This window comes from Luteibacter sp. 3190, from assembly GCF_031456385.1.
Classification (GTDB): Bacteria; Pseudomonadota; Gammaproteobacteria; order Xanthomonadales; family Rhodanobacteraceae; genus Luteibacter.
This window is the reverse complement of sequence record NZ_JAVDUO010000004.1, coordinates 170805-191512: the sequence shown is the minus strand read 5'-3', so window position 1 is coordinate 191512 and position 20708 is coordinate 170805. Positions and strand designations below refer to the sequence as shown.

The 20708-nt window shown below is 68.1% G+C and carries 14 protein-coding genes; 5 read left to right on the top strand and 9 right to left on the bottom strand.

All coding sequences use genetic code 11. From position 1 onward, the window contains the following. Window positions 1-95 precede the first annotated feature (95 nt). Together J2X58_RS16505 and J2X58_RS16500 are read right to left on the bottom strand one after the other, a co-directional pair. Window positions 96-1484, bottom strand: coding sequence for an Hsp70 family protein (locus tag J2X58_RS16505; RefSeq protein ID WP_310049527.1), 1389 nt, complete (start codon window positions 1482-1484; stop codon window positions 96-98). An 81-nt stretch (window positions 1485-1565) separates the two neighbouring features. Next, a complete protein-coding gene (locus J2X58_RS16500) occupies window positions 1566-2348 on the bottom strand; it encodes an SDR family oxidoreductase (RefSeq protein WP_090179717.1) in 783 nt (260 codons plus the stop codon). Between the two features lie 172 nt (window positions 2349-2520). Between J2X58_RS16500 and J2X58_RS16495 the strand changes: the two genes are divergently transcribed. Continuing rightward, window positions 2521-3321 (top strand): ATP-binding cassette domain-containing protein, encoded by an 801-nt coding sequence (locus J2X58_RS16495; protein WP_310049524.1) that lies wholly within the window; start codon window positions 2521-2523, stop codon window positions 3319-3321. Window positions 3322-3365: 44 nt separating this feature from the next. After that, window positions 3366-3578 carry a hypothetical protein gene (locus tag J2X58_RS16490; protein WP_175472885.1) on the top strand — a complete coding sequence of 71 codons (213 nt, stop codon included), beginning with the start codon at window positions 3366-3368 and terminating at the stop codon, window positions 3576-3578. A gap of 136 nt (window positions 3579-3714) precedes the next feature. Here the strand turns inward: J2X58_RS16490 and sppA are convergent, their stop codons facing one another. Then, complete coding sequence (gene sppA, locus J2X58_RS16485) at window positions 3715-5634, bottom strand: signal peptide peptidase SppA (protein WP_310049520.1); 1920 nt, start codon at window positions 5632-5634, stop codon at window positions 3715-3717. A 53-nt stretch (window positions 5635-5687) separates the two neighbouring features. Then, window positions 5688-7076, bottom strand: a complete 1389-nt coding sequence (locus tag J2X58_RS16480; protein ID WP_310049517.1) for an MATE family efflux transporter — start codon at window positions 7074-7076, stop codon at window positions 5688-5690. 88 nt (window positions 7077-7164) lie between these two features. Between J2X58_RS16480 and J2X58_RS16475 the strand changes: the two genes are divergently transcribed. The 3 genes from J2X58_RS16475 to tal all read left to right on the top strand — a co-directional run bounded on the left by J2X58_RS16475 (window position 7165) and on the right by tal (window position 11977). Next, a complete protein-coding gene (locus J2X58_RS16475; protein WP_310049514.1) occupies window positions 7165-8325 on the top strand; it encodes a DUF3667 domain-containing protein in 1161 nt (386 codons plus the stop codon). Window positions 8326-8697: 372 nt separating this feature from the next. Beyond that, a complete protein-coding gene (locus J2X58_RS16470) occupies window positions 8698-10869 on the top strand; it encodes a primosomal protein N' (protein ID WP_310049511.1) in 2172 nt (723 codons plus the stop codon). Window positions 10870-10999: 130 nt separating this feature from the next. After that, entirely contained in the window at window positions 11000-11977 is a 978-nt protein-coding gene (gene tal, locus J2X58_RS16465) for a transaldolase (protein WP_090179727.1), read from the top strand. Between the two features lie 54 nt (window positions 11978-12031). Here tal and J2X58_RS16460 read toward each other — a convergent pair whose 3' ends face one another. From J2X58_RS16460 to J2X58_RS16440, 5 genes are all read right to left on the bottom strand, one after another. Then, window positions 12032-13429, bottom strand: coding sequence for a coniferyl aldehyde dehydrogenase (locus J2X58_RS16460; RefSeq protein WP_310049506.1), 1398 nt, complete (start codon window positions 13427-13429; stop codon window positions 12032-12034). Between the two features lie 22 nt (window positions 13430-13451). Next, window positions 13452-14207: a hypothetical protein gene (locus tag J2X58_RS16455; RefSeq protein ID WP_310049503.1), complete on the bottom strand. Its 756-nt coding sequence runs from the start codon at window positions 14205-14207 to the stop codon at window positions 13452-13454. A 659-nt stretch (window positions 14208-14866) separates the two neighbouring features. After that, on the bottom strand, window positions 14867-16282 hold the full coding sequence (locus tag J2X58_RS16450) for an efflux transporter outer membrane subunit (protein WP_310049500.1): 1416 nt from the start codon (window positions 16280-16282) through the stop codon (window positions 14867-14869). Then, a complete protein-coding gene (locus J2X58_RS16445) occupies window positions 16269-17441 on the bottom strand; it encodes an efflux RND transporter periplasmic adaptor subunit (RefSeq protein ID WP_310049497.1) in 1173 nt (390 codons plus the stop codon). Before J2X58_RS16445 ends, J2X58_RS16450 begins: the two co-directional genes overlap by 14 nt. Continuing rightward, window positions 17431-20634: an efflux RND transporter permease subunit gene (locus J2X58_RS16440; RefSeq protein ID WP_310049492.1), complete on the bottom strand. Its 3204-nt coding sequence runs from the start codon at window positions 20632-20634 to the stop codon at window positions 17431-17433. The genes J2X58_RS16445 and J2X58_RS16440 overlap by 11 nt, the downstream gene beginning before the upstream one ends. Window positions 20635-20708 lie beyond the last annotated feature (74 nt).

Sequence of the window (20708 nt, the reverse complement as noted above, 5' to 3'; positions counted from 1 at the left end):
TGGTGGATGCGCGCCTTGCGCGCGACAGGTTCGCGCGAAGAGCAGCAGGACCTGATGTTCACGGCCCCAAAAGATGTCGCGCGCAAGGCGCGCTCCTACATAAGCGCCGCGACCGCGAGCCCCGACACCACGCCCAGCGACGGATCGCCTTCGACCATCGGGATGCCCTCGAACGCCTCGCGCACCGCCGCCTTCACGATCGGCGATCGCGAAGTACCGCCGGTGAGGAAGACGCTGTCCGGCACGCTCGGCCATTCCTGGCGAACCTCGTCGAACAACCGCTGCATGCGCTCGACGAAAGGCTCGACCGCTTCATGCATGTCGGCGCGCGCGATGACCACGCCGAGACCTTCCTCGAGGAAACCGAGGTCGGCATGCGTGTCGTCGGCGGAACTCAACGCGATCTTTCCGCGCTCGGCCGTCTGGTTCAGGCGCGTGGTCGCGCCCGGCTGCTGCAGCGCGCGCAGGCGCGACTGCCAGGGCTCGTCCACGAAGCGGTAATCCTGGCGGCGGAACTCGCGCTGCTTCGGCAGGTTGTGCACGCTCGCGGCCTCGACGAAATGATGCACCGGCACGCGCGTGACGTTGTTGCCCAGCTGCGGCATGAAGCTGTGCATGCTGAGGTTGATGTCCAGGTCGGTACCGCCCTTGGCCAGGCCCCACGTGCGCACGATGCGCGGCATGGCGTCGCCGCCCAGCTCGGCGAACGCGACGTCGGTGGTACCGCCGCCGATGTCCACGATCAGCGCGGTCTGCCGCGTCGACAGGCGCTTGTGGTAATGCATCGCCGCGGCGGCGGGCTCTTCGAGGAACGTCACGCCGTCGAATCCCGCGACGGCCGCGGCCTCGCGGATGATGTCCACCGCCTGCTCCGATCCCTTCTCGCCCATCGAACTGCGGAAGTGCACCGGGCGTCCGATCACCGCCGTGCGCACCGGCTCGCCGAGCTGGCGACTGGCGGCGAGGCGGATGTGCTCGAGGATGTGCGTGGCGATGTGCACGATGACCTTGCGCACCTGCGGATCGAGACGGTAGCCGAGCATCGACTTCGGCGATTCGATGAGGTTGCCGTCGCCGTATTCCAGGTATGCCTCGACGGCCTCCTCGCCGAACAGCGCGTGCTGGAAGCTCTCGACGGTCGCGGTGGGCGATTCCGCGGCGCGGCGTTCCATCCACTGGCGGCGCACGGTGCGCAGCGCGTCGCGGCGAAGGTCGGCGTCGGAACGTTCGACGAAGGCGCGTCCCTGCTGCTGCGCTTCGGTCGCGAACTGCCGCTGCTGCGCGCGCGCCGAGCGGATCTGTCCTTCGACCTGCGCCTCGAGTTCGGGCGTCAGCTGGAAGTCGTTCGGGTCGGGCACGACCTCGGGGAAGAACACCGCGGTGCGGAACTGCTTCGCCTCGCCGAAGTGGATGTGGGTCAGCGTCTCGCCGACGAAGGTCGCGGCGGCCGAGTAACTGGTGCCGAAATCGATGCCGATGGTCATGGGGTTCTCGGGGGTCGTGACGGGCGGGCGGCAGGCGCGGTGGCGCGCCGCGGGCTCCGGGGGACCGCGAAGTCTAACCCGTCAGAAGCCGTACCGCAGGAACCCGCCGTCCACGGCGACCACCTCGCCGGTCACATAGCTCGAGGCGGGCAGGCACAGGAAGGCCACCGCGCCGGCGACCTCCTCCGGCTCGCCGATCCGGCCCATGGGCGTCCGGGAGAGCACTTCCTCGAGGTACTCGGCGTCGGCGAGCGCCGGCTCGCTGCGCTGGGTGCGGATGTACCAGGGCGCGACGGCGTTCACGCGGATGCCATCCTCGGCCCATTCGCAGGCGAGATTGCGCGTCATCTGGTGCAGTGCCGCCTTCGTCATGCCGTAAGGCGACCCGGTGCGCACGTGCGTGATACCGGAGACCGAGCCGACGTTCACGATCGCTGCGTTCGCGTGCTGGACGAGGTGCGGATACGCGGCGCGACTCATCTCGAAGGCGGAGAACACGTTGAGCTCGAACAGGTCGCGGTACTCGTCCCCGTCATAGTCGAGCGTCGCCTTCGGCGTGTTGCCGCCGACGTTGTTGACGAGGATCGACAGGTTCATGCCGAGGTCGGCGACCCAGTCGAACACCGCGAGCCGGTCCTCGTGGTCGGACAGGTCGGCCGCCATGCCGAGCACCTCGACATCGGGGCACTCGTCGGCGATCTCGTCGCGGACCTCCTGCAGCACGAGCTCGTCGCGGGCCACCAGCAGCACGTCGGCGCCGAGCGCGGCGAGTTCGCGCGCGCAGGCGAAGCCGATGCCCTTGCTGGCTCCGGTGACGAGCGCCGTGCGGCCGTCGAGGCGCCAGCTGGCGAGGCGTGGGTGCATGTCGGTTCTCCGGGTGTGGCGACAAGGCGTAGCTTGCCACGACCGATGTTGTTGGAGCGCACCTGGGCGCGATGGCTGTTCGCGAAACGCTTCAGGGCCTGTTGCGCTTCGCGAAAAGCCGTCGCGCCCAGGTGCGCTCCCACAGGGCGCGTCGAGGGCTTATGCTCGGGCGATGGACACGACCACGCCCCTGCTCTCCATCGATCGCGCCACGGTGCTGCGCGACGGCCACGCGCTGCTCGATGCGCTCTCGCTCGACATCGCGCCGGGCCAGCACACGGCGATCCTTGGCCCGAACGGGTCGGGCAAGTCGACGCTCGTCAAACTCCTCGAACGCCGGGTCTACCCCGTCGTGCATGACGACCGCTCGCCCGTCGTGCGTGTCTTCGGGCGCGACCGCTGGAACGTCGCGGAGCTGCGCTCACTGCTCGGCGTGGTGTCGTCGGACCTGCGCCGCGAGTTCGAAGCCAGCAACGAGACGGCCGGGAACGCCGTGCTTTCCGGGTTCTTCGCATCGATGACGCTCGGCCTCGATCACCATGTCGACGACGCCATGCGCACCCGTGCGCGCGAGGCGCTGGAACGTGTCGGCGCCGCGCATCTGGCCCAGCGCGACGTGTCGACCTTGTCGACCGGCGAGGCGCGCCGCGTGCTGATCGCGCGTGCGCTCGTGCACCGCCCCAGGGCGCTGCTGCTCGACGAGCCCTGCGCGGGACTCGATCCCGGCACGCGCCGCCGCTTCCTCGACCTGCTCGGGGAACTGGCGCGCGAGGGAACGACGTTGCTGCTCGTCACGCATCACGTCGAGGAGATCGTTCCCGCGATCGAACACGTGGTGATGCTCCGGGACGGGAAGCTTCTCCGGCAGGGCCCGAAACAGGAGCTGCTCGCCGACGAACACCTTTCCGGCCTCTTCGACTGGCACATGGAGGTGGAGCGCTCCGGCGACTTCTACGGCGCGCGGTTGCGCTGAGGCGAAGCGGGCGCGAGACTCGAAGCACTCCGGAGGAACACGCGATGATCCGATACGCCCCGCTGCTGGCCCTTCCGCTCGCCTGCGCCGCGTGCTCGAAGCCGCCGCAACCGCACGAGCCGCCGGCGCCGCAGGCGCGCGTCGAAACGCCGTGGGATTCGCTCGAAGCCCAGAAGAAGAAGGCGCAGGACGTCCAGAAGACCGTCGACGCGCAGGCGAAAGCGCAGGCCGCCGCAGCCGACGCGCAGGCGCAATGACCGTAGGAGCGCGCCCTGCGCGCGACATCGTTTCGCCACGCGCACCCACCGCGCAGGGGACCGCACACTGGCGCGAGAAGCTGTCGCGCCCAGGTGCGCTCCCACCAGGGCGCGCTCCTACGACGGGATCTCCGGTTTAGCGCGGCGAGCAGAAGCAGTAGGCGTAGACGTGCGGCTTGCCTGCCTCGGCCGTGCGGAACAGCGCCCATTCCGGCGCGAGCTTCGGCAGGTCGGCCACCCACGACGGCAGGCGCAGGCCCCAGGACATCGCGACGCGTGCTTCGGGGCTGTCGCCGATGCTGGTGAGGAAACGCTCGAAGGCGCCCATCGGCTTTTCGGCGTAACGGACGCTGTAATCCTTGCCGAGTCCCGCCTGCTCCGCCGCGTCGCGGATCGCGTCGTCGAGGCTGCCCATGCGGTCGACCAGTCCACGATCGAGCGCCTGCTGCCCGGTCCACACACGGCCCTGCGCGACGGCGTCGATCGCCGCGAAATCCTTGCCGCGCGCCTTGGCGACGTTACCGACGAAGTCGCGGTAACCCTTGTCGATGATGCTCTGGATCAGCACGCCGACGTTGGGATCGAGCGGGCGCGTGATGTCGAACGCGCCGGCCAGCGGGCCGGTGCCGACACCGTCGCTCTTCACGCCGATCTTCGCCAGCGTGTCCGGCACGGTGAAGAACATGCCGAAGATGCCGATCGATCCCGTGATGGTGTTGGGCTCGGCATAGATGCGATTGGCGTTCATCGAGATCCAGTAACCGCCGCTCGCGGCCACGTCGCCCATCGAGACGACGACCGGAATGCCCGCCTCGCGCGTGCGCTCCACTTCGCGACGGATCTGCTCGGCCGCGTAGACCTCGCCGCCCGGCGAATTCACGCGCAGGACGAGCGCGCGCGTGCGGCGATCGTTGCGCACCGTGCGGATGAGCGCCGCCGTCGAGTCGCCGCCGATGGTGCCCTGCGACTGCTTGCCGCCCGTGATCTCGCCCTCGGCGACCACCACGGCGACGCCGTTGCCGGTCTGCAGCAGATCGATGTTCGAAAGGCCACGGTCGGCAAGGTAGGCGGAGAGATCGACCTGGCGGAAGCCCTGGTCCTTCTTGCCCGCGGGGACGCCTTCCTTGCGCAGCATCTGCACGAACTGCTGCTCGGTGGCGATGCCGTCGACCAGTTTTTCTTCCTGCGCCAGCTCCGCGAGGCTGCCCTTCGCGTCGCGCACGCGCGCGGCGAGACCGTCGATGTCGGCGCGCAGCTGCGCGGCGTCGATCCGGCGCAGCTTCGAGACCTCGTCGATCCACGTCGTCCACAGGCCGCCGAGCCAGAACGCGTCGGCTTCCTTCGACTCGGGCGACGCGTGGTCGAGGATGAAGGGTTCGGCCGCGCTCTTGAACTGGCCGACGCGGAACAGGTGCACCTGCACGCCGAGGCGGTCGAGCATGTCCTTGTAGAACAGGCGGTAGTTGGCGAGCCCCGTGGCGAGGATGCCGCCCTGCGGGTCGATGTAGATCTTGTCCGCGTGCGCGGCCAGGTAGTACTGGCCCTGCTCCATGCTCGCGCCCCAGACGAGCACCGGCTTGCCGGCCTTGCGGAAGCGGTCGAGCGCCGCGCCGACCTCGCGCAGCGCGGCGAACCCGCCCGCCTGCAGCTTGTCCGGGTTGAGCACGATGCGGCTGATGCGGTCGTCCTTCGCCGCGCTGTCGATGGCGCGGACGAGGTCGCGCACCTGCACCTGCTTCACGCCGTCGCCGGAAAGCCGGCCGGCGGCACGCGAGAACGCGTCGGCGCTGTACTGCTCCACCAGCGCGCCTTCGGGCGCCAGTACGAGCACGGTGCGCTCGTCGACGGCGTTGCCACGGCCGCCGAGGAACAGCAGCAGGAGGAACACGCCAAGGATGCCGAAGAAGATCACGTTGATGATAACCAGCCGCGTGATGTTGATGCCCCGGCCCAGGCCACGCATGAAGCGTCCGAAGCCGTTGCGCCGCCGGGGTGGCGGCACGGGCTGGGGACGACCCGGCAGGGGCGGCGGCACGGCGTCGTAACGGTCCGTCATCTAAGCGGTTTCCTCGAAGGTTGTGCGCAGCGTAACGCGTAACACCGTGCGTATCACGTGTGGAAAGGCACGGGCTCCGCCGTCTCGGGATCGCTGCGCCAGCGCCCGCGGACGCTGCTCCGCCAGAACCTTGCGAACAGCAGGATGGCGGCCATGCTGAGGCCGGCGATGAGGCCCATCCACATGCCCCGCGCACCCAGGTCGTGGACGAACGCGAGGTACCAGCCGATCGGCATGCCGACGCCCCAATAGGCGAACAGGGTGATGCCCATGGGCACCCGCGTGTCCTTCAGCCCGCGAAGGGCCCCGTTCGACGCCACCTGGATGCCGTCGGAGAACTGGAAGAAGCCCGCGAGGATCAGCAGCTGCGATGCCGTGGCGATCACCGCGGCGTCGCTCGTGTAGAGCCGGGCGATGGCCTCCGGGAACAGCAGCATGACGCCCGACGACACGCACTGCGTGACCAGGACCAGCGCGATGCCGGACAGGCCGGCGTAGCGGACGCCCGCCACGTCGCGACGGCCGGCCGCGTTGCCGACGCGGACCGTGATGGCCATCGACAGGCCCAGCGGGATCATGAAGGCGACCGACGCCACGTTGAGCGCCACGTGGTGGCTCGCCGTGACGGTCTCGCCGAGCCGGCCGATCAGCAACGCGACGGCCACGAACAGCCCCGCCTCCATCAGCAGCGTCACGGCCATGGGCAGACCGATGTGCAGGAGCTGGCCGATCTGGCGGCGATCGGGCGCGGCCATGCGCGAACGCAGGTTGAGGTCGCGGTAATTGCGGTGCTTCAGCACGTACGTGGCGAAGCCGATCATCTCCAGCCAGAGCACGAGCGCCGTGGCGATGCCGCTGCCGCGCGCGCCCATGACCGGGAAGCCCAGCTTGCCGTACATCAGCACGTAGCCCAGCGGCGCCAGCACCAGCAATCCGCCGAAGCTGAAGTACATCGAGGGTCGTGGCATCGACAGACCGTCCGAGAGGCCGCGCAGCGCGAAATACGTCGTCAGCGCCGGGGCCGCGAACGCGATCGCGTGGAGGAAGGCGGTCACGTCGGCGCGCATCGATTCGACGACGCCGAACAGGGCCATCAGCGGCGAAGCGTGCCAGACACCGATGCCGAGCAGGATGCCCAGGCCCCAGGCGATGTAGAGGGCCTGGTGGAACACCGGCCCGACCTCGCCACGGCGACCCGCGCCGTCCAGCTGCGCGACCGTGGGCGGCACCGCCATCATCGTGCCGATGCCGGTCACGATGGCGAGCACCCAGATGTTCGCGCCCGTGACCACGGCGGCCTGCGTGTGCGCACCCTGGTGGCCGGCGAGCACGGCGTCGACCACGTTGGTGCCGATGGCGGAGAGCTGGGCGACGATCATCGGCAGGGCCAGCCGTACGGTGGCGCCGATCTCACGCCGCGCGCGGGCGCGGTCGAGGGACATGGGAAGGATGACCAATGGGGCCCGCCATTGTAGCGGCTGCCGTGCCATCATCCGAACCCGACAGGGGTCAATCGGGGACAACCAGGGGATGAACGAGCTCACGCCTTCGCCGGCTCTGCTCTGCGCGAACTGCGGCACGGCCCTGCAGGGCGAGTTCTGCCACGCATGCGGGCAGTCGATCCACAGCGTGCTCCGGCCTGTCTCGCACATGCTGGAAGACGCCGGGGACCTGTTCCTGCACATGGACGAACGCATCGTCCATACGCTGCCGCCGCTGTACACGAAACCCGGGTTCCTCACCCTGGAGTACTTCTCGGGACGGCGCATCCGCTATGTCGCGCCGTTCCGCCTGATGTTCGTGTTCTGCCTGCTCGCGTTCTTCTTCGTGCACCTCGCCTTCAGCGACGTCCGTTTCGGGGACGACGACGACGAGGCCGCCCCGCCGGACAGCGTCGGCGCGATCCATGCCGCGAAAACACCGGAGGACGTGCGCCGCCTTTACGACGCGCAGATCGGCGAGCTGGACGCCACGATCGCCAATCCCGAGGTACCGGCGGCCACGAAGAAAGCCCTCGAGTTCGGGCAGGGCCTGGTCCGTGATGCCGCCAACCGTCGCCTGGCGGAACTCAAGGCGGATCCGATTCCGGCCCCCGCGGCGGGCGCCGCACCGGCGGCGCGCGACGACGATCTCAAATGGACCCACGAACCGACCGTCGTCGACATCGCCTGGCTCCCCGACGTGGTGACCCGGCGGATCGCCGTGGGCATCGGTCATTTCAAGGCCAACATCGCCCGGCTCGGAGAGGGCGGCGAGGCGAAGGCCGAAGCCCTGAAGCGCATGGGCGAGGGGTTCTTCTCGGTGCTGCCGCAGACCATGCTGGTGATGATCCCGGTCTTCGCGCTGATCCTGAAGCTCTTCTACGCCTTCCGGCGCCGGCTCTACATGGAGCACATCATCGTGGCGCTGCACAGCCACGCGTTCCTGTTCCTCTCGCTGCTCCTCCTGATGGTGCTCGGCTTCGCCAAGGACGCGATCCGGCCGCATGCATGGCCCGCGGCCAGCCTCATCGGGCTGGTCCAGGGGATCATGTGGGTGTGGATGCCGGTGTATCTCCTGATCATGCAGAAACGGGTCTACCGTCAGGCATGGCCTATGACCATCCTTAAGTATTGGTTGATAGGCAGCGTCTATTTCTGGCTGCTCCTCTTCGCGGTGACGGTGGCCTTCTTCATCGGTGCGTCGCACTAGGATTTATTCCTACCGGCCGGACGGTTGTGCACAGGGCCGGCGCACCCTTCGCGTTTGTCAAGATCGGATGGACGTTTGATGAACGCCGGGCGGCACCTAAAGTCCAACCAATTGATTTAGAAGTACATTTCAGCTTGGTTAAAATGTACCCAAGCTGACCCGAACGGCCCAACCATGCGGTCTGGAAGGGTCCCATCCGAGGCTCATCCACAGAGTTATCCACAGAGGTTGTGGATAACACGGAAAGCGTCCCGGGGGCGGGCACTTAGCTTTCATTCCTCTTTCGGGGGATGCCATTGAGAGGCAAACCCATGTGCCGCTGGTCAATCATTGACCAGCGAAATCGGCATATGCCATTAAACTAGGCCTCGCATGCTCACCCTCCGCGTCGCCCTTCCCGTACCCCTCCCCACGCTCTTCGACTACCTGCCCCCGGCGGTCGGCGAAGCGCGCGCGGGGTCGCGCGTGCGGGTTCCGTTCGGCAAGGGAGAGATGGTCGGCGTCGTGGTCGATCCAGCGGCCGAGGCGGCGGTCGGATCGAAGCGCCTGAAACAGGCCATCGAGGTCCTGGACCCCTATCCGCTGCTGGACGCCGAGCAGCTCGCCACGCTCGCCTGGGCCGCCGACTACTGGGCGGGTGCCCCGGGCGAGGCGGTGGCCAATGCGTTGCCCCTCGCGCTGCGCGAGCCGCGTGCGCTGCCGCCCACGGGCATCGAGGTGTGGGCACTCACGGAACAGGGGCGCGATGCCCTGGCGGCGGGCAGCCGGAAGGGCGGCTCGGCCGCCTTGCTGGCCGCGCTCCAGGACGGGCCACGCGCCGCCGACGATTTCGGCGTCGTCCTGCCCGACTGGCGCGCGGCGGCGCGCCGGCTGCTGGAAGCCGGTCTCGTCGAAAAACGCGAGGTCGAGGACGCGCCGCCGCCCGGCGGCGCCGCCCCGGGTCCGGCCCTGAGCGACGAGCAGACGGCGGCGGTGGCGGCCATCGGCGAGGCCTTCGGTGGCTTCCAGCCCTGGCTACTGGATGGCGTGACGGGCAGCGGCAAGACCGAGGTTTACCTCGCGCTGATCGAGCGGGCCCTGGCGGAGGGCAGGCAAACCCTGCTGCTGGTGCCCGAGATCGGCCTCGCACCGCAGACCGTGCGTCGCCTGCGCGACCGTCTGGGCGTCGCGGTCGAGGTGCTGCATTCCAATCTCGCCGAGGGCGAGCGCGCCCGCGCGTGGCTGCGCGCGCGCAACGGCAGCGCCCGCGTCGTGCTCGGCACGCGCTCGGCGGTGTTCACTCCCTTGCCCCACGCGGGTCTCATCATCGTCGACGAGGAACACGACCCCTCCTACAAGCAACAGGAAGGCTTCCGTTACCACGCCCGCGATCTCGCGGTGGTCCGGGCCCGGTCGCTCGGCGTGCCCGTCGTGCTCGGCTCCGCGACGCCGTCGCTCGAGACGCTGGGCAACGTCGAGGCGGGCCGCTACCGGCGCGTGGTGCTGAAGGCGCGCCCCGGTGCGGCGCAGCCCACGCGCGTGCAGATCGTGGACATGCGCGCCCAACGCCTCGACCATGGCCTCTCGCCCACGCTGGTGCATGCGGTGGCCGCGTGCATCGAACGGGGCGAGCAGGCGCTGGTCTTCCGCAACCGGCGCGGCTACGCGCCGGTGCTGCTCTGCCACGACTGCGGATGGCACGCCGACTGCCCGCGCTGCGAACGTCCCATGACGCTGCACGCCGGCCGCCGACGGCTGGTCTGCCACCACTGCGACAACACGATGCACGTGCCGGCGGCCTGCCCGGCCTGCGGCTCGGCCAACCTCAGTCCGCAGGGACAGGGCACCGAGCGGCTCGAAGAGGCCCTGACGGAACGTTTCCCCGGTGTCGCCGTCGTCCGCATCGACCGCGAGACGACACGGCGCCGCGACGCCTTCGGCGAGATCCTCGACGGCCTGCGCGAGGACAAGCCGGCGATCCTGGTCGGAACCCAGATGCTCGCCAAGGGCCACGACCTGCCCAACCTGACCCTCGTGGCCATCGTCGGCGTGGATGAGGGCCTGCACAGCGTCGACTTCCGCGCCGGCGAACGCCTGGCCCAGCTCGTCGTCCAGGTCGCGGGACGCGCGGGGCGCTCGGCCAAGCCGGGCAGCGTGCTGCTGCAGACGCATCACCCCGACCACCCGATGCTGCACGCCCTGCTCCGTGGCGGTTATCCCGCGGTGGCCGCCGGCTTGCTCGAAGAGCGCCGGCTGCTCGAGCTGCCGCCGTACGCCCATCAGGTGCTGCTGCGCGCCGACGCGCTGGGCCGGGCGGAGGTGGACGCGTTCCTGGCCGAAGCCCATGTCGCCATCGGAGCACCCGGGCCCCTGCGGATCGCCGGACCCATGCCCGCGCCCATGCCCCTGCGCGCCGGCCGGCATCGCGGCCAGCTGCTCGTGGAGGCCGGCACGCGCGCGCAGCTCCACGGCTTCCTGCGGACGTGGCAGCAGGCGTTGGCCAGCCTGCCCTCGGCACGGAAGGTGCGCTGGTCGCTCGACGTGGATCCGATCGATCTCTACTGAGCGGCGCGGTTGATTCCCGGGCGCCGTGCTCTCACGTTGTCATGATCGGCCGACCGATACCTTCGGATGCCTGTATCTGGCCCGCGATCGGCGCGACAATAGCCCCCTTATCAGGTAACGGAACAAGAACGTGACCAGCCAACTCGAACAGCTCAAAGAGATCACCACCGTCGTGGCCGACACCGGCGACTTCTCCGCCATGAAGAAGTACCAGCCGCAGGACGCGACGACCAATCCGTCGCTGCTGCTAAAGGCCGCCGGCATCGCCGAGTACGCGCATCTCGTCGACGAGGCTGTGGCATGGGCCGCCGAACAGAGCGACAGCCGCGAGCAGCAGCTGATCGACGCCGGCGACCGCCTAGCCGTCCTGTTCGGCCGCGAGATCCTGAAGATCGTGCCGGGCTACGTTTCGACCGAGGTCGACGCCCGCCTGTCGTTCGACACCGAGGCGTCCATCGCGAAGGCCAAGCGCCTGCTCGGCCTGTACAAGGACGTCGGTGTCGATCCGAAGCGCATCCTGATCAAGCTCGCGTCCACCTGGGAAGGCATCAAGGCCGCCGAGACGCTGCAGAAGGACGGCATCAACTGCAACATGACGCTGCTCTTCAGCTTCGAGCAGGCGGTGGCGTGCGCCGAGGCCGGCGCGTTCCTGATCTCGCCGTTCGTCGGCCGCATCTTCGACTGGTATGTCGCCAACACCGACAAGAAGACCTACGCCCCGGCGGAAGACCCGGGCGTGAAGTCGGTGCGTCGCATCTACGACTACTACAAGATGCACGGCTACAAGACGATCGTGATGGGCGCGAGCTTCCGCAACATCGGCCAGATCCAGGCCCTCGCGGGCTGCGACCGCCTGACGATCGCGCCGGAGCTGCTCGAGCAGCTGAGCGAGACCAACGACAAGCTCGACGTCGCGCTGAAGGACACCGGCAAGAAGGAAGAGCCGCCGAAGGACAAGCTCACCGAAGCCAAGTTCCGCTGGGGCCACAACGAAGACGCCATGGCCACCGACAAGCTGGCTGAAGGCATCCGCAAGTTCGCCGTCGACCAGCGCAAGCTCGAAGCGCTGCTGGGCGAGAAGCTGAGCGCGGCGAAGGCCAGCGCGTAAGCGCTTCGCCATTGCTCGACGAAAAGGGGCCGAAAGGCCCCTTTTCGTGCCTGCCTACCGCCGGAGCTTGAACGCCAGCAACCGCTGGATCGTCTTGCCGTACGGCGGCCTCAGCATCGCGGTGACGTCGAGGCGCGACTGTCGGTAGACCGGGCGCGCGTGGCTGAACGTGCGAAAGCCATCGACACCGTGATACGCACCCATGCCCGACGGCCCGACGCCGCCGAACGGAAGATCGTCCATCGTCAGATGCATGATCGTGTCGTTGACGGTGACGCCGCCCGCGACGATGTCGCCTAGCACGCGCGCCTGCTCCCGTGCGTCGTCGCCGAAGTAGTAGAGGCTCAGTGGCCGCGGGCGCGCGTTGACGTATGCCACGGCCTCGTCGATGCCGTCGTAGGGCAGCACCGGAAGGATCGGGCCGAAGATCTCGTCGCGCATCACGTCCATCGTGTCGTTCGCACCCAGCACCGCGACGGGCGCCATGCGTCCGTCCGACGGCTCCGGCACGTCGTCGTGCAACGGCAGCACCTTGGCGCCCTTCGCGCGTGCGTCGTCGAGGTAACCGCGCAAGCGCGCACGGTGACGGTCGTTGACGATCGCCGTGTAATCGGGATTGCCGGACACTCGCGGGAACATCGCGCGCGTCGCATCCCGGCAGGCATCGACGAACGCGTCCACGCGATCGCGCGGCAGCAGCGCGTAATCCGGTGCCACGCACACCTGGCCCGCGTTGAGCGTCTTGCCGAACATGAGCCGCTTCGCCGCGAGCGTGAGGTCGGCGTCGCGCCCGACGATGGCCGGCGACTTGCCGCCCAGTTCGAGGGTGACGGGCACGAGGTTCGCCGCCGCGGCGCGCATGACGTGCCTGGCGACCGACGTCGCGCCGGTGAACAGGAGATGGTCGAAAGGAAGCGCCGAGAACGCGGCGCCGACCTCGGCGTCGCCGGTGACGACCGCGAGTTCAGTCTCGTCGAACGCGGTGGCGATCATGCGCTGCATCAGCGCCGACGAGCGCGGCGTGAACTCCGATGGCTTGATCATCGCGCGGTTGCCCGCCGCGAGCACGCCGGCGAGCGGCGCGAACGTCAGGTTGAACGGGAAGTTCCACGGGGACATGATGCCGACCACACCCTTGGGCTGGTAGTCGATCCAGGCGCGGGCTCCGAGCAATGCGAGCGCGGCCGGCGACACCTTGCGCGGCTCGCGGCGCATCCATCTCCGCACGTGGCGCTTCGCGTGCTTCAGCGGTTCGATCGACGCCGCGACATCGGTGACGAGCGAGCCCTGGATGGAGCGATGGCCGAAGTCCTCCCTCAGCGCGTCGGCGATGGCGTCCGCGTGATCGACGAGCAGTCCGATGGCGCGGTCGAGGCGATCGATCCGCACCTGCAAGGAGGGCGAGCCATCGGCGAGCTGGGCGAGCTTCTGGCGGTCGAGGAGGGTGCGCATGCGCGCACGATAGCCGAAATGGCTATTCGACGGACAAGGCGCCCAGGGTCTGCAGGTGCCGCCGCAACACGGCGATGTCGGCGTCCGACCGCCAGCCGGTGTGCGTCGCGACGACTCTACCACCGCGCAGGAAGTAGAACGTCGGGGTGTCCCAGGAGCCGATGAACGGCCACTGGCTCTCCTTGTAAGCGTAGACCATCGGCATGCGCGGGTGCGTCGCGTTCCAGCCCCGAACGCTCTCGATATGCAGATTCCCTTCGACCGGCATCAGCCAGCGGCCATGCCGTGACATCACATCCCGCAGACCGGGGTCGGCCTCGATGGAGGCCATCGCATGCCGGGAGAAACTGCACAGCGGCGACGACACCACGACGACCTCGATGTCCCGAGCGGCTACCACCGCCGGCACCAGCGACGTTCCATCCGCATCGAGGACGAGCGCGCCACGTGCACTCATGGCACGCGCCACCTGCTCGTCCAGGGACGGAATCCGCGGACGTCGACTTGTCTTATGGTCGTCTTCGTAACGGCGAGCATCTTCCAGACGTCGCGCTGCGACAAGAAATTCAATGTATCGCATGCGATCTTCATCGCGCGTCGCTCCGCGTCGGTCCAGATCGCCGAGTATCCGCGTCATGTCGTCGGCGATGTCGACCTCCGGATCATAGAACGCGATCATCGCCAGCACTCGAAGAAGCAGCCGCACGTCATCGGTCGTCAGCGATTCGACTTCCAGGCCGATCGACGGCGAGACCATCCGCCGATAGCGTTGCTCCATCCGGCGAGCACGCTCCTTCGACGGGACGCCATATGAGTTCCGCCCGATGTCAAGGAGCTCCGCCACGTCCCGGCTCCCGAGCACGCCGTTTCCAGCCGGGCAGATCACGGGCAGCGCGAGAAGAATGCTCAGGATGGTCGGACGGATGCATCGCATCCGTCGACCAGGCTTCGTTCTACTCAAAGCAATTGCTTGTGCATATGTGATCGAATTCACGACGGCAGCTAGCACGGCTTGCGCACTTGTAGTTGCGATAATCCATCGGAAGACGAACCGAACCTTGCTGGATAGCCCGATCCCTCAAAGTCGTCGATCGTGCTTCCGGGATGAGGCCAATATCATCCTGGACCCCGAACAAGGCAAGCACGTCGTAGATCTGTTCAACGCTAAGCTCGGAACGAATGTCGGAAATCGAATACCCCGCGATGCCGCTGTCATTGAACGTCAGCAAGACAGAACGGAATACGGTTGACTTTCATACGACCATCCATGTATCGAATCGAGCGGAACCAGCCCGCATGGCACATCCACGTCACGGGCTCCGATGCGCGTGACCGACCAAGATTACCGGGCGGATCACGTGGCACAAAGAAAGTTGCCGAAAAGGCATACCGCTTGATCAAACAGTCCGATCTATCGCTGACGGAATCGTCGCGCGATCAGGTGTTGTTCCAGCCGCCACCCAGCGCGCGGATCAGCTGGACGCTCGCGCGGAGCTGACGCGTTTCGAGGTCGATCACGCTGCGTCGCGCGTCGAGCGCGGCCGTCTGCGCCTGCACCACGTCGAGATAACCCACGGCGCCCTGGCGATAGCGGTCGAGCGACAGATCGACGGAGCGCTGCGCCGCGTCGGCGGCGGCGCGCTGGTCGGTGAGCGCCGTGCCGAGATCGCGCAGCAGCGTGAGGTTGTCTTCCACCTGCGCGAACGCGTTGAGCACCACGGCACGATACTGCGCGCCGGCTTCGTCGGTCGCCGCCTTCGCGGCTTCGACGCCCGCCTTGCGACGGCCACCGTCGAAGACGTTGAGCAACAGACTCGGGCCGATCGCCCAGAAGCGGTTCGGCGCCGTCGCGATGTTGCCCCACTGCGAGCTCTGCCAGCCGCCCTGGCCGTCGAGCGTGAGCTGCGGGAAGAACGCGGAGCGGGCGATGCCGATGCGCGCGTTCGCCGCGGCGGTGCGGCGCTCGGCTGCGGCGATGTCCGGACGGCGCTGCAGGAGGGTCGACGGCACGTCGACCGGAAGGGTCGGCACCTCGACCTTCGCATCGTTTGTCGCGAGCTCGAAGCGTGACGCGGAATCGCCGACCAGCACCGCGATGGCGTGCAGCACGACCGCGCGCTGCGCCTGCGCCTGCGTGAGCTGCGACTTCGCGTTGGACAGCTGCGTCTGCGCACGCGCGACGTCGAGGCCGGAAGCGATGCCGCCCTCGTGCCGCGACTGCGTCAGCTGCAACGCGCGCGTGAACGCGTCGATGCTTTCGTTGAGGACCTTGATCTGCCGATCGAAGCCGTTGAGCTGCAGGTAGCTGTCGGCCAGCTGCGCCTGCAGGCTGAGGCGGGCGGAGGCGAGGTCCGCCGCGGATGCCGCCTGTTCGGCGGTGCCGGCGGCCACGGTGTCGCGCACCCTGCCCCACAGGTCGACCTCGTAATCGAGCTGCGCGCCGATGGTGTACGAGTCGTAGTACGTCGGCGACGTCGCGCCGCGTAGTGGCCGCGTGTCGGATTCCCTGTTGCGCGTCGCGTTCGCGTTCAGCCCGACCTGCGGATACAACCCGGCGCGGACCTGCTTCGTGAACGCTTCGGACTGCTGGTAATGGGCCAGCGCCGCGGCGAGCGTCGCGTTGTTCGCGACGAGACGCGTCTGCAGGTCGTCGAGGCGCGCGTCGCCGTAGAGCTTCCACCACCCGTCGCGATCGAGGTGGTCGGCGGGCCTGGCCTCTGTCCACGGCGTCGTCGCGTTCGCGTACTGGTCCGTCACCGGCACCTCGGGCGCCTTGTACGTCGGCGCGAGCGAGCAGGCCGAGAGCCCGACGGAGATCAGGAGGGCGGCGATGCCGGAATCAAGCCTTGGCATGGTCGCCTTCCGCCTTCGGTGCGGCGATGCGCACGGTGTCGCCGTCGGCCAGGCCGTCCGGCGGACTCTCGATCAGGCGGTCGCCGGCGGCGATGCCCGAGCCCAGCTGCACCGTCTTCCCGAAGTCGCGCGTGATCGTGACGTCCTTGAACTTCACCTTGTTCTGCGCGTCGACCACGGCGACGCGCAGGCCCTTGTCGTCGAAGACGAGCGCGCTGGCCGGGACGCGCAGCAGTGCGCCGTCGCTGGGCAGATCGAACGTCACGCTCGCGTAGCCACCCGGCAGGAGCTTGCCGTCGGCGTTATCCACCGAGACCTGCACGAGCGTCGTGCCGGACGCCGCGTTGATCGCGGACGACGTCGACTCGACGGTGCCGGTGAAGCTCTTGCCCGGATACTCCGGAACGGCGAGCTTGACCGTGGCGCCCTGGCGGATCGACGGCGCGTAGTTCTGCGGCACGTTGACGTACATGCGCAGCTTGCGCACGTCGGAGACCACGAAGAGCTCCTGGCCGCCGCCGCCGGCGTTGATCAGCGCGCCGACGTCCGTCTCGCGCGCCGTGACCACGCCGTCGAACGGTGCGACGAGCTTCGCGAAGCCCTTGAGCGCCTGGATGCGCTCGAGGTTGGCCTGCGCGGCCTGCGCCAGCGCGTGCTTGGCGTCGTAGTCGCCGGTCTTCTCGTCGACTTCCTGCTTGGATACCGAATCGGAGTCGCGCATCGCCTGCCAGCGTTTCGCGGTGGTCGATGCGAGCGCTTCGTTGGCGCGCGCGCTGGCGAGATCGGCTTTCGCCTGCAGCAGCTGCTGGTCGAGGTCGGGCGTCTCGATTTCGGCGAGCAGATCGCCGGCCTTCACCTTCTGGCCGATGTCGGCCTTCCAGTACTTCAGGTAACCGCTGGTGCGCGCGAAGATGGGCGCACGCGCGTAGGCCTGGAGACGACCCGGCAGCTGGAGGTCGCCGCCGCCCTGGCCGCCATCCGGCTTGACGACGCTGACCGTCGGCACCGCCTGGTCGTTCGTCCATTCGCGCAGGCGACGCGAGTCGTTGGCGCGCGTGGCGACACCCGCGACCACGATGGCGAGCACGACGATCGCGGCGATGATGCCGGCCAGGCGCAGGCGGCGCGGCGGCGGGGTGTGCAGGGTTTCAGGCGACATGGACAGGCTCTCCGGAAGCGTTCGCCGGGGTGGGGGACGGGTGGCCGCGGCGGCCGTGGATGATGCTGAAGACGATGGGGACGAAGAACAGCGTCGCCGTCGTCGCGAAGATGAGGCCGCCGATCACCGCGCGGCCGAGGGGCGCGTTCTGCTCGCCACCTTCGCCCAGGCCGAGGGCCATCGGCGCCATGCCGATGATCATGGCCAGCGCGGTCATCAGAACCGGGCGGAAGCGGACGAAACCGCCCTCGAGGGCCGCCTGCACGGCGTCGCCGTGCTCGGCGAGCTTTTCGCGACAGAAGCTGACCACGAGGATCGAGTTCGCCGTCGCGACACCCATGCACATGATCGCGCCGGTGAGCGCCGGCACCGACAGCGTCGTGTGCGTGGCGAACAGGATCCACACGATGCCGGCGATCGCGGCGGGCAGCGCGGTGACGATCACGAACGGATCGCTCCACGACTGGAAGTTCACGACGATCAGCAGGTAGATCAGCACGATCGCGCCGAGCAGGCCGAAGATCAGGCCCGAGAACGCGTTGTTCATCGTCTGCACCTGACCGAGCAGCGCGATGCTCGACGCCTTGGGCAGTTCCTTCTTGTGCGCGTCGAGGATCTTCTGGATGTCCGCGGCCACCGCGCCGAGGTCGCGATCCTGCGTGGTCGCGAAGATCTCGACCATCGAGTTGATGTTGTACTGGCTGACCACGGCGTTGGTCGTCGTGCGGCTCACCGTCGCCAGGCCACCGAGGATCTGCGAGCCGGCCGTGCCGGAGCTCGGCGAGATGGGCACGTTTTCCAGGTCGGGCAGGCTGTCGAGGCTGTACTGCGGGGTCTGCATCACGATCGGGTACGACACGCCGTTCTGCGGGTTGAGCCAGAACGTCGGCGCCACCTGGCTCGAACCGGCGAGATTGACGCCGAGGCTCGTGGTGACGTCGCGCTCGGTGATGCCCACCTGCTGCGCACGGCTGCGGTCGACGTCCACGTTGAAGCCGGGATTCGCCTGCGACTGCTGGATGCGCACGTCGGCGACGCCCGGCACGCGGCGAATGTCGCGCAGGAGCGTGTTCGCGTAGGCGAAGTTGGCGCCGATGTTCGGACCGCGGATCTGCAGGTCGATCGGCGCGGGCGAACCGAAGTTCAGGATCTGGCTGATGATGTCCGCGGGCGGGAACGAGAAGGTGGCGCCTGGGAACTGGCGCGGCAGCTTCTCGCGCAGCTCGCGCACGTAGTCGGCGGTCGGCGCATGGTCCTCGTTGAGCGCGATCTGGATGTCGCCATCCCACGAACCGATGGTGCCGGTGTTGTTGTACGTGGTGTTGATGCCCGAGGTCGACAGGCCGATGTTGTCCACGACTGTGCCGAGCTCGTCCTTCGGAATGATCTTGCGGACGGCATCGGTGACTTCGGCGAACAGGCGCGCGCTCTCCTCCACGCGGGTACCGATCGGCGCGCGGACGTGCATCAGTATCTGGCCCGAGTCCACCGACGGGAAGAAGTTGCGGCCGAGCATCGGCACCAGCAGGAACGAGAGCAGCACGAAGGCCATGAAGCCGATGGTGAACACCTTGCGGTGGTTCAGTGCCGTCTCGAGCAGCACGTGGTAGCCGGCGCGCATCTTCTCGAAGCGCTTCTCGAACCCGCGCTGGAAGCGGACCAGCGGATTGCGCGACGGCGCGCCGTGCTCGCCGTGCGGATCGTTGTGCGTGTGCGGCTTGAGCAGGTACTTGGACATCGTTGGCACGAGCGTGCGCGAGAGGATGAAGGACGCGATCATCGCGAACATCACCGCCTCGGCCATCGGCACGAAGAGGAAGCGCGCGACGCCTTCGAGGAAAAACATCGGCACGAACACGATGCAGATGCACAGCAGCGAGACGAAGGCCGGCGTCACGATCTGCGCGGCGCCGTCCAGGATCGCCGTCTCGACGTCCTTGCCCTGCTCCAGGTGCCAGTTGATGTTCTCGATGGTCACCGTGGCGTCGTCGACGAGGATGCCCACCGCGAGCGCGAGGCCGCCGAGCGTCATGATGTTCATCGTCTCGCCGATCGCGGACAGCGCGGCGATGGAGCCGAGGATCGCCAGCGGAATCGACGTCGCGATGATGATCGTGGAGCGCCAGCTGCCGAGGAACAGCAGGATCATCAGGCTCGTCAGCGCGGCGGCGATCACGCCCTCGCGTGCCACGCCTTCGATGGCGCCGCTGACGAACAGCGACTGGTCGCCGATCGGGGCGATCTTGAGGTTCGGCGGCAGCGCGTCCTTCATGGCGGCGGCGCGGTCCTTGATGCCCTTGATAATCGCCAGCGTCGACGCCGAGCCGTTCTTCAGCACCGTCATCAGCACCGAGCGGTCGCCGTCGACGTGCACGATGTTGGTCTGCGGCGGCGAGCCGTCGCGAACGTGGGCGACGTCGCGGATGTACACGGTCGCGCCGTTGACCACCTTGATCGGCAGGTTGCCGAGCTCGTCGATGTCCGAGGGCGAGTTGTTCAGCTGCAGCGTGTATTCGTAGCGCCCGATCTTCTGCGTGCCGACGGGCGTGATGAGGTTCTGCGCCGCGAGCGCGTTGGCGACGTCCTGCGCGGACAGGCCGCGCGCCTGCAGCGCCGGCGGGTCGATGTCGATCTGCACCTGGCGGGTCTTGCCGCCGTACGGATAAGGGATCGCCGCGCCCGGCACGGAGACCAGCTGCGGGCGGATGATGTTCTGGCCGAGGTCGGCGAGGTTCTGCTCGGTAAGCCCCTGGCCCGACAGCGCCAGCTGGATGATCGGCACCGTCGACGCGCTGTAGTTGAGGATCAGCGGCGGCGTCGTTCCCTGCGGCAACTGGCGCAGCAGCGTCTGCGCCACCGCCGTCACCTGCGCGTTGGCCGTGCGGATGTCCACCGTGGGCTGGAAGAAGATCTTGACGATGCCGAAGCCCTGGATCGAGTTCGCCTCGATGTGCTCGACGTCGTTCACCGTGGTCGTGAGCACGCGCTCGAACGGCGACGACACGCGACCGGCCATCTGGTCGGCCGGGAGGCCCGTGTACTGCCAGACCACCGCGATCACGGGAATCTTGATGTCGGGGAAGATGTCCGTCGGCGTGCGCAGCGCCGCCAGCGGTCCCACGATCAGGATCAGCAGGGCGAGGACGACGAAGGTATACGGCCGCGTGAGAGCGATCCGGACGATGCCAATCATGGGGGACGGATTCCGAGCGCGATGTTGCGTCGCGGCGAATTCTGCGCCCCTGCGCTTTTCCGGCGTAGTTAAGA

Excerpts from the sequence above, each read along its gene's own strand:
- J2X58_RS16505 (WP_310049527.1), bottom strand. The coding sequence starts at position 1,484 with ATGACCATCGGCATCGATTTCGGCACCAGTTACTCGGCCGCCGCGACC.
- J2X58_RS16500 (WP_090179717.1), bottom strand. The coding sequence starts at position 2,348 with ATGCACCCACGCCTCGCCAGCTGGCGCCTCGACGGCCGCACGGCGCTC.
- J2X58_RS16495 (WP_310049524.1), top strand. The coding sequence starts at position 2,521 with ATGGACACGACCACGCCCCTGCTCTCCATCGATCGCGCCACGGTGCTG.
- J2X58_RS16490 (WP_175472885.1), top strand. The coding sequence starts at position 3,366 with ATGATCCGATACGCCCCGCTGCTGGCCCTTCCGCTCGCCTGCGCCGCG.
- sppA (WP_310049520.1), bottom strand. The coding sequence starts at position 5,634 with ATGACGGACCGTTACGACGCCGTGCCGCCGCCCCTGCCGGGTCGTCCC.
- J2X58_RS16480 (WP_310049517.1), bottom strand. The coding sequence starts at position 7,076 with ATGTCCCTCGACCGCGCCCGCGCGCGGCGTGAGATCGGCGCCACCGTA.
- J2X58_RS16475 (WP_310049514.1), top strand. The coding sequence starts at position 7,165 with ATGAACGAGCTCACGCCTTCGCCGGCTCTGCTCTGCGCGAACTGCGGC.
- J2X58_RS16470 (WP_310049511.1), top strand. The coding sequence starts at position 8,698 with ATGCTCACCCTCCGCGTCGCCCTTCCCGTACCCCTCCCCACGCTCTTC.
- J2X58_RS16460 (WP_310049506.1), bottom strand. The coding sequence starts at position 13,429 with ATGCGCACCCTCCTCGACCGCCAGAAGCTCGCCCAGCTCGCCGATGGC.
- J2X58_RS16455 (WP_310049503.1), bottom strand. The coding sequence starts at position 14,207 with ATGGAGCAACGCTATCGGCGGATGGTCTCGCCGTCGATCGGCCTGGAA.
- J2X58_RS16450 (WP_310049500.1), bottom strand. The coding sequence starts at position 16,282 with ATGCCAAGGCTTGATTCCGGCATCGCCGCCCTCCTGATCTCCGTCGGG.
- J2X58_RS16445 (WP_310049497.1), bottom strand. The coding sequence starts at position 17,441 with ATGTCGCCTGAAACCCTGCACACCCCGCCGCCGCGCCGCCTGCGCCTG.
- J2X58_RS16440 (WP_310049492.1), bottom strand. The coding sequence starts at position 20,634 with ATGATTGGCATCGTCCGGATCGCTCTCACGCGGCCGTATACCTTCGTC.